Origin of the sequence: Calidifontibacillus oryziterrae (assembly GCF_000331575.1) — a bacterium.
GTDB lineage: Bacteria > Bacillota > Bacilli > Bacillales > Bacillaceae_J > Calidifontibacillus_A > Calidifontibacillus_A oryziterrae.
The window spans coordinates 393,274-406,363 of the sequence record NZ_KB223527.1 but is presented as its reverse complement, the minus strand read 5'-3'; the positions used below and the strand labels follow the sequence as shown (position 1 = coordinate 406,363).

Here is a 13,090-nt window from a genome sequence, read left to right as displayed (position 1 = left end):
TCTGTTAAATTAACATAGCTAATAATAAAGGGACTGTCTTAGACAGCCCCTTTATAAATTATAATTTATTTTCTTGATATTTACTTTGTAGCAAATAAAGGGCAGACATATCGTTTTCAGCTAAACCTTTTTCCATTGCTTTGAAGAGAATTTCAGTTAGTTCTCTCCCAATTGTTAAATTCACACCTGCGTCACTAGCCATTTCCTCAGCTAGCTTCATATCTTTATGTAACAGTTTAATTGCAAAGCCTGCTTCATATTGATCCTTCGATATAAAATTATTATAATGTCGGTCATAAATGCGACTTTGTGCATAGCTGTTATTCAAAATGTTAAATAGTAAATCGGTATCGACTCCCATCTTTTTACCTAAAGTTACTGCTTCACTAACAGCTTGGGTATGAAAGGCAACCATTAAATTATTTATTAATTTCACGACAGAACCGCTGCCAATAGTACCGATGTGATAAATGTTTTTCCCCATTACTTCAAAAAGAGGAAGAACCTTATGAAAAACTTCTTTGTCGCCACCAACCATAATGGTTAACGAACCGTCCTCCGCGCCAAAATTACCCCCACTTATCGGTGCGTCTAAAAATTGTATCCCTTTTTTGCTGGCAGATTTAAAAATTTTCTCATTTAAACCAGGAGCGACTGTACTATGATCGACTAATATAAGACCCTCATGCCCATTTTCAATGAGTCCATCACTTCCAAAATAAACATTTTCAACATCAGCCGGTAATGGGAGGCACGTTAAGATAACATCAAGCTGTTGTGCCATTTCTGAAATACTCATCCCTGTTTGCCCGCCAGCCTGTGCGAAAAGCTCTTCTTTCCCTTTACTGCGATTTTTCCCAAATACTTTATAATTTGCTCTCACTAAATTTTTAGCCATCGGAAGCCCCATATTGCCAAGACCAATAAAACCAACCTTCATATTATCATCCCCCTTAATATTTGGTTGTGTTAAAAATCAACAATAAAATAACACAACTTAAATTATTCGAGCGCAAGTACATATAAATATTTCTATATAAATATATACTTTCCTGCATTTTAGAAAAACTTGCATGTCACTATCATAAGAAAATAACAATTACTACTATGTAATGGTTGGCTAAACAATATAAAATATGAAATAATAAAAAAGATACATTGCAAAAGGGGGAACGGTTACTTGAGTGTGCACCTTGAAATTACAAAACATTCTGAAGGTCAACATCATATTGTTAAGGCGTTTATTAAATTAGATGAAAAACGTGAGGCATACATACAAGAGGCAATTAATTTGTGTAAGAGTAATGAGCCATTTACTACAACTGCAATCAATGCGGTAACAAAGGAAATGAATAACTTAGGTAAAAGAGGAATCGTAACCTCATTACCAGTTAGGAAATTTGTAACAGAACAAATGGTAAGAGATTATGTTGCAAAAAGTACCACCTAAAAGCAAAGGGGTAGAATAAGCTCTACGTTTGTTTGTAAGTTTTAAGCTTAAAAGGGAGTGGGAAGTAGTATGAAAAATATTGTAGATGTTTATTGGTTGAAAGAAAACATTAACAATCCATCAGTTCGGGTTATTGATTGTCGGTTTGTACTTGGTAGCCCAAGTGAAGGCTTTAACTTATATATGAAAGAACATATCAGCGGGGCTTATTATTTTGATCTAGAAAAAGATTTGTCATATTTTCCTGGTGTACATGGTGGACGACATCCACTGCCTAGCTTAGATCGGATTATTGATAAACTTTCGACAGCTGGTATCACAAAGGAAACGAAGGTAGTTGCCTATGATGATCAAGGCGGAATGATGGCATCAAGATTTTGGTGGATGCTTAAATACTTAGGACATGAACAAGTGTATATAGTAGATGGCGGATTTAGTAAGTGGGTTTCAAATGGATTCCCAATATCGAATGAGCTACCAGAAATTAATCGAAAGGAATTTGAACCAAGACTTCAACCACAGCTTTTAAGTGATGTTGAGGAAGTTAAACAAAATATAAGTACAAAAAAGGCAATATTAATTGATTCTAGAGATGGAAATAGGTATGCCGGGATTGAAGAACCAATTGATAAGAAAGCAGGCCACATTCCGGGAGCTCGTCATTGCTTTTGGAAAGAATGTATTACTGATAAGAACGAGTGGAAATCTTTAGATGAATTAAAACAATTCAATAGCTTGAATAAAGATCAGCAAATTATTGTATATTGCGGTTCTGGTGTCTCAGCTTGTCCAAACATCGTCGCGTTAGATGAACTTGGCTTTAAAAATGTTAAGCTCTATATAGGAAGTTGGAGTGATTGGATAAGCTATGACGATAATCCGATTGCAGTTGGAATAGAAGAATAATAACTACAAATAAAACTCTTATCTGTTTCAGATAAGAGTTTTATTATTTTAGAAAATTTAATATTGGCAGATATATGGAAGGAAATTGGCATTGATAGTGGTTGTTTAAACTAGTTTAATATTACATGTAATACGGAACAGAAATTGGGGACAATTTAAAATAAAGTTCCTGATTAAATTGAGAGTGATCTATAAAGCTCATAACCTTCCGAATTGTAAAATAACTGGAAATGAGTTACTATTGATAGTCACTTTCAAAAATGTTTTACTAGAATAGCAAGTTGTTAAACTTGTTAACAAGCTCACTTGCAATAAAAAAATAGATCAGGTGAGTCATATTAAAAAACATTAGGAGGAATTCATTAATGTCTTTACAACCAAAATTAAACAAAACAATAAAAGTTATGACCTCTGCCGCATTAACTGCAGGAGTTGTGGCACCAATCGTAGCACCAATGGATGCGAGTGCAAATAGTACAAACTTAGTTGATAAAGTAATTCATGTAGATTCAGACTATAATAATACAGGTTCAACAACTCCAACTCATCTTTATATTGGAGAAGATGATATCCAATTTGATGGGAATGCTGGTGATACATTTAGATTACAAATGCCAGCGGGAGTTAAATGGTTAAAAGATGAGTATGTAACAACTGATGCAGGGAAGTATACTTTAATTGATGCAACTGGTGTTAATAAAGACGAATCATCTGTAAGTGGACCAGCTTTTAAAGTAATTCAAGTTACTGATCAAGATTTAGAATTACAAATTGTTGGTAACTGGGATAATGGAGCAGTTCTACCAGCAACTACTGCTAAAAATACAATTAAAGTTCCTTTATTCTTTGAAGTAGATGGAGCAGAAGGTGAAGTTAAAGTAACAGTTGACGCAAAAGGTTCAACATTAACTTCTGGTCAATACCCATTTGCCATTGTAGCAAATGGTAATACTTCTACAACAATTTCAGATGTGAAAACAATTGGTGACGGCGATGCAATCGGTACAATTCGTATCGATGAATTAGCTCTTGATACACTAGAAGAAGGAAACGAAGTAACTCTACGTTTACCTAAAAACTTCAAGTGGCAAAATGCTGAGGGAGCAACTGCTAAAGCAACATTTACTGGTGGATTCACTGGTTCAGCAAATTTAACGGTTGGTGATGATAAAGTAACTATTGAATTACCAGCTAGAGCAACTGCAAGTAAACTTACTACAGTTTATATTGAAGGCTTAGCAATTGATGCAGATAGAGATGCAGAATATGGTGACATCACAGTTGAAGTATCTGGTGATGTAACTGATCAAGATATCGTTGTAGCAAAATACGCAGACTATAGCTCTGAGATTTCAGTAGATGGAGAAGTACCAACATTATTTGCTGGTCGTGATGATTCTGATCCAGATGAATTGGAAACAGCAGAAGTATTAATTAAAGAAGAAGTTGCTGGTTCATGGTTATCAAGCCGTGATATGCAAATTGAATTCCCATCATGGGTAAAAGTTGTTGGCTACGAAATTTCTGGCGTAAAAGGTTTTAACAATGATGGAGATGCTAAAACTGAACTTGATAGAGACTTCACTAGCGAAGTGACAGCTGGCGATAGTAATGAAATCGAATTAAGCTCATTACCAGCAGGTACTGACAAGCGTGAATTCAAAGTGAAATTCTATGTGTCAACAAAAGCTGATGCACAAGGTGACATCACAGCTAAATTCAGCGGCAAAGCTGGTATTGAAGGTGAAGTAGTAGTAGCTAAAGCTGTAGCACCAGTAAACGTAGAATTTGAAAAAACAAATGTAAGAACAGGTATTAAAGGCCAAGCAATTGGTGATATTACCGTAACTGAAGCTGCAAAAGGCGCATTAATCAAAGGTAAAGATATTACATTACAATTATCGGATGGCGTAGAATTTAGCGGCAAACCAACTATTGAAGTAGTTGAAGGTAACTTAGAAATTGATGAATCTACAATTAATGTAAATAATGGTGAATTAACATTTACAATCGATTCTGAAAGTACACGTGCAAGTCAAATTAAGATTTCTAATGTAAAAGTAGATCTTGATCGCACAGTACCAGAAGGTGATATCGATGTAGAAGTTGGTGGGGAAGCATTAGTAGAAAATGCTGACTTAGTTAGCCCAATTGCTGCAGGTAAATTCGATAATGACTACGTTATGAAAAAAGCAATCGCAACAGTTGTAACACCAGCAGAGGGTAACCAAACAGTAGGTGAAGTAGTATTCACAGTTGGTGGAACAACATACACTGAAAATGGTGTAGAAAAAACAATGGATGTAGCTCCATTCATTGAAGCTTCACGTACGTACCTACCAGTTCGTTACGTAGCGAAGGCAGTAGGCGTAGAAGGTGAAAATATTCTTTGGGATGAAGCAACTCGCAAAGTGACAATCTTAAAAGATGGACGTGTAGCTCAATTAACAATCGGTAGCAACATCTTAACAGTTAACGGCGCACAAATTCCAATGGATGTAAAAGCAAAAGTTGTAGATGGTCGTACAGTTCTTCCACTACGTGCAGTAGCACAAGCTTTAGGTGCACAAGTAGACTGGAACGAAGCTGATCAAACTGTAACTGTAAAATAATTAATAACAATAAAAAAGGTGGAGATATTATCTTAATGTCTCCCCTTCTTTATTTGTTATATTAAAAAACAATTATGTGAGAACCTATAACGATTATGAAACTTGAAATTTGTTAAAATGTAAATTAACTGGAAATGAGTTACTATTGAATGCAAGTTACAAAAATGTTTTACTAGAATAGTAAGTTGTTAAACTTGTTAACAAGCTCACTTTTAAAAAAATAAATTAAGTGAGTCATAATACAAACATTATTAGGAGGAATTCATTAATGTCTAACCAACCAAAGTTTAAAAAGGCGATTACTGTTATGACGTCTGCAGCATTAACTGCAGGAGTAGTTGCACCAATCGTAGCACCAATGGATGCAAGTGCAAATAGCAACAACTTAGTTGATAAAGTATTACATGTTGACAGTGATTATGTATCAGGTGCTGCTGCAGCTAATCACTTAATTATTAAAGAGAAAGATGTAAACTTTGCAACAAATGATACATTTCGTCTATCATTACCTTCAGGTGTAAAATGGGTTAAAGATAGTTATTCAGAAGAAAACATTGCAATCATTAAAAACGATGGAACAAAATGGGATGTTGTTAACGTTGCTGATCAAGATGCAGTCGATGCACTTGACGTACCAGCTTTCCAAGTAGTACAAGTTACTGCTCAAGATTTAGAACTAAAAATTGTAGGTGACTGGGAAGAAACAAATCCATCATCAGTTCATGTTCCATTGTTCTTCGAAGTAGATGGAGCAGAAGGTGAAGTTAAAGTAACAGTTGATGCAAAAGGTTCTACATTGACATCTAGTCAACAAACAATTGCTATCGTAGCAGATGGTAACACATCAACTACAATTTCAGAAGTGAAAACAATTGGGGATGGCGATGCAATCGGTACAATTCGTATCGATGAATTAGCCCTTGACACACTTGAAGAAGGGAACGATGTAACACTACGTTTACCTAAAAACTTCAAGTGGACAACAGAGGATGGAGTAACTGCTAAAGCAACATTTACTGGTGGATTCACTGGTTCAGCAAATTTAACGGTTGGTGATGATAAAGTAACATTTGAATTACCAGCTAGAGCAACTGCAAGTAAACTGACTACAATTTATATTGAAGGTTTAGCAATTGATGCTGACAATAAAGCACCATATGGTGACATTACAGTTGAAGTATCTGGCGATGTAACTGATCAAGATATCGTAGTAGCGAAATATGCAGACTACAGCTCTGAAATTTCAGTTGACGATGAGGTTCCTACATTATTTGCGGGACGTAACAATGTAGATACAGATGATTTAGAAACTGCAGAAATTACAATAAAAGAAGAAGTAGCAGGTTCATGGTTATCAAGCCGTGACGTGCAAATCGAATTCCCATCATGGGTAAAAGTTGTTGGCTACGAGGTTTCTGGTGTTAAGGGCTTTACAAGCAATACATCAGCTGAAACTAAGCTTCAAAATGACTTGTTTGCAGAAGTAACTGGAGACAGCAATGAAATCGAATTAAGCTCATTACCAGCAGGTTCTGACAAGCGTGAATTCAAAGTGAAATTCTATGTGTCAACAAAAGCTGATGCACAAGGTGACATCACAGCTAAATTCAGCGGTAAAGCTGGTATTGAAGGTGAAGTAGTAGTAGCTAAAGCTGTAGCACCAGTAAACGTAGAATTTGAAAAAACAAATGTAAGAACAGGTATTAAAGGCCAAGCAATTGGTGATATCACCGTAACTGAAGCTGCAAAAGGCGCATTAATCAAAGGTAAAGATGTCACATTACAATTATCTGATGGCGTTAAATTCAGTGGCAAACCTTCTATAGAAGTAGTTGAAGGCAACCTAGAAATTGATGAATCTACAATTAATGTAAATAATGGTGAATTAACATTTACAATCGATTCTGAAAGTACACGTGCAAGTCAAATCAAGATTTCTAATGTAAAAGTAGATCTTGATCGCACAGTACCAGAAGGCGATATTGATGTAGAAGTTGGTGGCGATGCATTAGTACAAAACGCTGACCTAGCTACAGGAACGGCATTTGATAGTACAGACTTGCAAATTGGTGAAAAAACATTCCCAAGCTTCGATCTAACTACTTCATCAATCGAAGTTGGTGAATTCGATAAAAATTATGTTATGAAAAAAGCAATCGCAACAGTTGTAACACCAGCAGAGGGTAACCAAACAGTAGGTGAAGTAGTATTCACAGTTGGTGGAACAACATACACTGAAAATGGTGTAGAAAAAACAATGGATGTAGCTCCATTCATTGAAGCTTCACGTACGTACCTACCAGTTCGTTACGTAGCGAAGGCAGTAGGCGTAGAAGGTGAAAATATTCTTTGGGATGAAGCAACTCGCAAAGTGACAATCTTAAAAGATGGACGTGTAGCTCAATTAACAATTGGTAGCAATATCTTAACAGTTAACGGCGCACAAATTCCAATGGATGTAAAAGCAAAAGTTGTAGATGGTCGTACAGTTCTTCCACTACGTGCAGTAGCACAAGCTTTAGGTGCACAAGTAGACTGGAACGAAGCTGATCAAACTGTAACTGTAAAATAATAAATTTCGACCTCTATTTTATTACAGTAAACAAAAGAGCCCGGTTTCATACATCGGGCTCTTTATTGTATAATTTTTCCATCATTAATACATACAAAATATGCAAAGAAATAAGATGATCTAAAAAAAATATAAGGGAGGAATTGACATTGGGTCGATCAAAAAATGCAAATCGTAACGCTCAAGCAAATGATAACGCAAAAAGAATGATGGAGCGATCTCATAAAGCTAAATTTGCGTCTTATGCTGAACAAGAGTTGGATAAATTAGAAAGTCACCAAATCAAGAAATAAGTACAAGTATTGGCAGTTAAAACTATTTGCATATAGCAAAGCTGTTTATTATAATAAAAGTAACCTACAGTGTTAGTGACTCGGTTATGTCTAAAACCGATGCTATATATAAGGGAGTTCAATATTTTAACCTAGACGTCAGGCCTTTGTCCTTAGCGATAGGAGGAAGATGAAAAGATTAATGAGAACACCCACCTGCTGAGAGCGGGTTTATTGGACGTAAAAGAGCACGGCATATGTGGGGAACATTATAAATATCAATGATAATGACCTCAAGGCATATTTCCTTGAGGTCATTTTATGTTTGCAATTGACTTATGTCTATTCATGAATTACTTAAGTTGATGCACTTTATATTTTCGTATTATCGGTTTTTGCTTTTTGTTCTAATTGCGTTTTTGGATTAGATGTGAATCCATCTTGAGGCTGCCCTTGTTTGTTAATTGCCGGTGCTACTTTTCCTCTGTTTCTGCTCTTTGGATTTGTCATGAATTTTATTCCTCCTTCATTACAAACTTCTTGGGATTACTAAATGATATTACCTTCGATATTTTTCCCACTATTAACTCATAATATGAACATATTAATCAGCAATCCTTGATAACATTTGGAGGTGGTAGTTTTTATGAATAGGGCTATTGTCACAGCACTAATATCAATTGGTATAGCACAGCTTTTAAAGGTTCCAATCAATAAGGTGCGGACGAATAAATGGGATTGGAGTATATTTTTCGAAACAGGTGGGATGCCAAGCTCTCATTCAACTGGAGTTGCCTCATTGGCTTCGTATATTGCACTAAAAAGGGGGATGAAATCGATTGATTTTGCACTGTCAACTATTTTTGGCTTAATTGTAATGTATGATGCTCAAGGGGTACGTAGACAGACAGGAGAATTATCAGTCCGTGTAAATGATTTAAACGAGGAGCTTGATCGAATCGTAGGAATGGAACATCAAGCGGGTCAATATGAACAAAAGGAGGAACAAATAAAAGAAATGCTCGGTCATCAACCTGAAGAAGTAATAGGTGGTGCACTTCTTGGAATTGCGATAGGAGCAATTAGCTATTTTCTTTCGAAAAATAGGTAAAAATTTTGTCGAAACGTTGTAGCCTGATTGTCAAGTTTTCGGTATAGTAAGAAGTGGTAAAGTGAAAAAGAGGGGGAGCGTAACTTGGCTTTTTCAACAGCTTCAACGGAAGAATACTTAAACCACTTACAAACAAAAGGTTTTTATTTTCATGAAGATTCTCTAGGATTTATAGAATTTGGGAGAAGGTATACAGAAACATCGGATGCTCTTGTTAATATGGCAATTGAAGTAACACTAAAGGCTCAGCTTCAATTTGATGGCAGCTTTTTTATAGCTATTTTAGAAATGTTGAAGGAGAATAAAATTTCTAGCAAGAAAGAAGCGTATAAACTATTTAGGAATAAGAAAATTTTGTAACTATATAGATGCCTATAATATTATATGAATTCTGCTTTACTATTTAAATTGTTAAAGAATTGACAAAAGTGTGAAAACGATTTACATCTATAGGCTAATAATCTTAAAATACTAATATATTAATTTAATTATATAAAGAAAAGTCTCCGAGCCAATTTTACCTAAGGACTTTGTCTATGGTAGATTGACCTGGGTCAAAAACCCGCGGGGTATTTGTAGAAATATGAATACCTGCCTAATTTGCAAAGGAGACACTTCGATCTTTATTGATATAAAGTCCTAGTGTCTTTTTTAGACAGTAGGGCTTTTCTTTTTAGTAAGGAGAATCGTATGGAAAAATTGTCAGAAAAGAGCGCACGTCATACAATTTTTGCCTTCTTGTTTCTTTTTCTCATTTGCCTATTTTTATTTTCATTATCAGTGGGCAGATATTCGATTACTATAAGTGAAATTGTCCAAGCATTCGGGTCAAAGTTTTTTTCAATTGACACGAACTTATCTGAAAATGTTGAAACGGTTATTTTCAACGTCAGATTTCCAAGAATACTAGGTGCCATTATCGTAGGTGCGGCATTGTCTGCCTCAGGTGCTGCTTACCAAGGAATCTTCAAAAATCCACTTGTTTCGCCAGATATTATTGGTGCATCGGCAGGAGCAGGTTTTGGTGCAGCACTAGCAATTATCTTTTCCTTTAGTAACGTTGGTATCCAGCTTATGGCGTTTGTTTTTGGCTTAGTTGCTGTATTTATAACATATTTGATTGGTGCAAATTTAAGAAAAGGCGATCCAACTCTTTCGCTCATTTTGACAGGGATGGTTATTGGTACGTTATTTTCATCATTTATTTCATTACTTAAATACATAGCAGATCCTTTTGAGAAACTTCCAGCGATTACTTTTTGGTTAATGGGGAGCTTAGCAACAATGACAATGAAAGATATTTACTTTATTGCCATGCCAGTAGTATTTGGTTGGATCATTTTATATTTAGTACGCTGGCGTTTAAATATTATGGCATTTGGTGATGAAGAGGCACAAACACTTGGAATTAATACAAAAAAGCTAAGATTTATTGTGATTTTATCTTCAACAATGCTGACTGCGTCTGTCGTATCAATAAGCGGAATGATTGGCTGGGTTGGCTTGATTATTCCTCATTTTGCAAGACTCTTAGTTGGTCCTAATTATAAAACACTATTGCCAGTATCAATCATATTAGGTGCTACATTTCTATTGCTAGTAGATACGCTAGCACGAATTATTTTACCGACGGAAATACCGCTCGGGATCTTAACATCAATGCTTGGTGCTCCGATCTTCATTTATTTATTAAGTTATTCAAGGAGGAGTTGGGTATGAGGTTTGAAGTGAAGCGTTTAACTTTTGGCTATGAACAACATGATATTTTCAACAATCTTTCGTTTTCAATTAGAAGTGGTGAAATGCTTGCGTTACTCGGTCCAAATGGCATCGGCAAAACAACACTTTTTAAATCGCTATTAGGCCTTCTTCACGTAAACGAAGGGGAAATCTTAATTGATGGAGAGGATATTAAACACTGGTCTCGTACAAAATTAGCACAAGTAATTGGTTATGTTCCGCAAAACCATACTCCACCATTTCCATTTAAAGTAGTAGATGTAATTCTGATGGGGAGAACGGCATACCTTAAATCGTTTACGATGCCTGCTAGAGAGGACTATGATATAGCTTTAGAAGCAATGGATATATTACAAATTTCCTATTTGAAAGACAAAATATATACGGAAATAAGTGGTGGTGAAAGGCAGTTAGTTCTAATCGCGAGAGCTTTAGCACAAAAACCAAAACTATTAATTATGGATGAGCCTACTTCTAATCTCGATTTTGGAAATCAAATAAAGGTTTTAAAGCATATCAAACATTTAGCTAATAATGGCTTAGCGATTATTCTATCCACACACAATCCAGATCATGCCCTTAGGTATGCTTCGAAGGCTGTCCTAATGGAAAAAGGGGGATTTCATATTGTCGGAAAACCAGAAGACATATTAACGAATAAGAAATTATCAGAGCTATACGAAATTGATGTAAATATTGTTAATGTTGCAATATCAGAACTAGATGTAAAGGTATGTGTTTCTTTGTAACTTAAAGTTTGATAAAACAAGTATCCAATAATTACTACAGTGGTATCGAATATTAGGAGGGGAAACAAATGCTACTAAAAAAGTCGTTATTTTTCCTATTATGCTTTGTGACAATTGTTGTATTAAGTAGTTGCAGCAATACTAACAGCGAGGAGAATCAAGTTGTCGAAAAGGAAAGCGAAGAAAGAATTATCGAAGATATGGCTGGAAGAAAAGTATCGATACCAACCGATATAAATAGAATTTATACGATAAATGAAATTGGAACAATTTTTTTGTATACATTAGCACCAGAAAAATTAGCTGGATGGAATTCGAAGCTCGGTTCAGAAAAGCCTTTTATTAAAGAAGAATTTCACGACCTGCCAGTATTAGGCAGATGGAGAGGACCGGACTCTGTTAATATTGAAGAAATTCTTGGGGTAAACCCTGACATTATTATTAACATGGGAGATGTCAGTGAGGGATATATTTCTGAATCTAATGAAATGGAAGAGCTGTTTGGAGTTCCGGTTATTATGGTTGATGGTTCCTTAACAAAGCAGGATGAAGCCTACTTATTTCTTGGTGACTTATTAGGTGTAAAAGAAAGAGCAAAAGTATTAGCGGATTATAGTAGAGAAATATTAGATCGTATCGAACAAAAAGCAAAATCGATTCAACCTTCTGAAAAGCTTCGTGTCTATTATGCAGCAGGCACAGAAGGATTAGAAACTGTCCCAATGGGATCAATTAATACAGAGATTATTGATGTTGTTGGGGGAATTAACGTTGCTGGTTCGAACCTAAATGAAAATGTGCGCCGAATGCAAGTGTCGTTAGAACATGTTATTGACTGGAATCCTAACATGATTATCATAAGTTCGTCCTTTTCTGAGAATCATGAAGTTTATCATACAATCCTTTCAGACCGAAGCTGGAGTCATATTGATGCGGTCCAAAATCAACACGTATATGAAATACCATACGGACCTTATGATTGGTTTAATGGACCACCCTCAGTGATGCGCATCATGGGATTACAATGGCTTGGTAATTTATTATACCCAAATGTATACGACATTGATTTAAAAAAAGAACTGATCGATTTCATGAAAGTATTCTTTGAATATGAAATTTCTGATGAAGAAATAAATGCTTTATTAGAAAGAGCCGTGCGACAATGAACAATATATTTTTAACAGGAGAAAAGCAGGTTGGTAAAAGTACAATTATAAATAATATAATCGATAACTTTACTGGTAACATATGTGGCTTTAAAACTCTATTAGAAACAAAAGAAGGTCGTCAATTTTACTTTAGTGGTTTTAATCCTATGATCGATTCAATTCCAAAAATTTATATTTGTAAAAAGGATAACAACGATAAATTAGAAGGGATAACTGAAGCTTTTGATGATTTTGGAGTAAAGATTTTAGAGGATAGCTTAAATGATTCGTCTGATTTAATCATCATGGATGAATTGGGAGTATTTGAAAATCAAGCTTATCGTTTTCAAAAATCAGTCTACAAATGCTTAAATTCCGCTATTCCTGTAATTGGTGTTATAAAAGCGAAACCATCTTTGTTTTTGGATACAATTAGAAATAGAGACGACGTAACGATTGTGAATGTGACGAAAGAAAATAGAGAGCAAGCGTATTTATATCTGAAAAGTTTGCTGGAGCAATTTTGAAAA

General features: G+C 35.2%; 13 protein-coding genes, 1 other RNA gene and 1 riboswitch. Of the genes, 12 read left to right on the top strand and 2 right to left on the bottom strand.

Translation table 11 applies throughout. The features are described 5' to 3' along the window. Positions 1 to 58: 58 nt before the first annotated feature. Complete coding sequence (locus D612_RS0110570) at positions 59 to 940, bottom strand: NAD(P)-dependent oxidoreductase (RefSeq protein ID WP_017755441.1); 882 nt, start codon at positions 938 to 940, stop codon at positions 59 to 61. A gap of 240 nt (positions 941 to 1,180) precedes the next feature. On the opposite strand from D612_RS0110570, the gene D612_RS0110565 reads away from it, so the two are divergent. The 6 genes from D612_RS0110565 to ssrS all read left to right on the top strand — a co-directional run bounded on the left by D612_RS0110565 (position 1,181) and on the right by ssrS (position 8,082). Beyond that, entirely contained in the window at positions 1,181 to 1,450 is a 270-nt protein-coding gene (locus D612_RS0110565; RefSeq protein ID WP_017755440.1) for a YpbS family protein, read from the top strand. A gap of 69 nt (positions 1,451 to 1,519) precedes the next feature. Then, a complete protein-coding gene (locus D612_RS0110560) occupies positions 1,520 to 2,356 on the top strand; it encodes a sulfurtransferase (RefSeq protein ID WP_017755439.1) in 837 nt (278 codons plus the stop codon). Between the two features lie 365 nt (positions 2,357 to 2,721). Next, positions 2,722 to 4,968, top strand: a complete 2,247-nt coding sequence (locus tag D612_RS0110555) for a copper amine oxidase N-terminal domain-containing protein (protein WP_017755438.1) — start codon at positions 2,722 to 2,724, stop codon at positions 4,966 to 4,968. A gap of 268 nt (positions 4,969 to 5,236) precedes the next feature. After that, a complete protein-coding gene (locus D612_RS0110550; protein WP_017755437.1) occupies positions 5,237 to 7,540 on the top strand; it encodes a copper amine oxidase N-terminal domain-containing protein in 2,304 nt (767 codons plus the stop codon). A 149-nt stretch (positions 7,541 to 7,689) separates the two neighbouring features. After that, complete coding sequence (locus D612_RS19770; RefSeq protein WP_017755436.1) at positions 7,690 to 7,833, top strand: hypothetical protein; 144 nt, start codon at positions 7,690 to 7,692, stop codon at positions 7,831 to 7,833. A 58-nt stretch (positions 7,834 to 7,891) separates the two neighbouring features. Then, positions 7,892 to 8,082, top strand: a non-coding RNA gene (gene ssrS / locus D612_RS19065) — 6S RNA. Between the two features lie 102 nt (positions 8,083 to 8,184). Here ssrS and D612_RS0110540 read toward each other — a convergent pair. Next, positions 8,185 to 8,322: a hypothetical protein gene (locus D612_RS0110540; RefSeq protein ID WP_017755435.1), complete on the bottom strand. Its 138-nt coding sequence runs from the start codon at positions 8,320 to 8,322 to the stop codon at positions 8,185 to 8,187. 136 nt (positions 8,323 to 8,458) lie between these two features. On the opposite strand from D612_RS0110540, the gene D612_RS0110535 reads away from it, so the two are divergent. The 6 genes from D612_RS0110535 to D612_RS0110510 all read left to right on the top strand — a co-directional run bounded on the left by D612_RS0110535 (position 8,459) and on the right by D612_RS0110510 (position 13,087). Continuing rightward, positions 8,459 to 8,923 carry a divergent PAP2 family protein gene (locus tag D612_RS0110535; RefSeq protein ID WP_017755434.1) on the top strand — a complete coding sequence of 155 codons (465 nt, stop codon included), beginning with the start codon at positions 8,459 to 8,461 and terminating at the stop codon, positions 8,921 to 8,923. An 84-nt stretch (positions 8,924 to 9,007) separates the two neighbouring features. Then, the gene (locus tag D612_RS0110530; RefSeq protein WP_017755433.1) at positions 9,008 to 9,283 is read left to right on the top strand and encodes a DUF6123 family protein; all 276 of its coding nucleotides are present in this window, start codon (positions 9,008 to 9,010) and stop codon (positions 9,281 to 9,283) included. Between the two features lie 132 nt (positions 9,284 to 9,415). Continuing rightward, positions 9,416 to 9,550, top strand: a riboswitch (molybdenum cofactor riboswitch). Positions 9,551 to 9,613: 63 nt separating this feature from the next. Beyond that, complete coding sequence (locus tag D612_RS0110525; protein WP_017755432.1) at positions 9,614 to 10,642, top strand: FecCD family ABC transporter permease; 1,029 nt, start codon at positions 9,614 to 9,616, stop codon at positions 10,640 to 10,642. After that, the gene (locus tag D612_RS0110520) at positions 10,639 to 11,412 is read left to right on the top strand and encodes an ABC transporter ATP-binding protein (RefSeq protein ID WP_017755431.1); all 774 of its coding nucleotides are present in this window, start codon (positions 10,639 to 10,641) and stop codon (positions 11,410 to 11,412) included. The genes D612_RS0110525 and D612_RS0110520 overlap by 4 nt, the downstream gene beginning before the upstream one ends. Positions 11,413 to 11,480: 68 nt before the next feature. Then, entirely contained in the window at positions 11,481 to 12,578 is a 1,098-nt protein-coding gene (locus D612_RS0110515; protein WP_017755430.1) for an ABC transporter substrate-binding protein, read from the top strand. After that, positions 12,575 to 13,087 (top strand): nucleoside-triphosphatase, encoded by a 513-nt coding sequence (locus D612_RS0110510; RefSeq protein ID WP_017755429.1) that lies wholly within the window; start codon positions 12,575 to 12,577, stop codon positions 13,085 to 13,087. The genes D612_RS0110515 and D612_RS0110510 overlap by 4 nt, the downstream gene beginning before the upstream one ends. Positions 13,088 to 13,090: the final 3 nt, after the last annotated feature.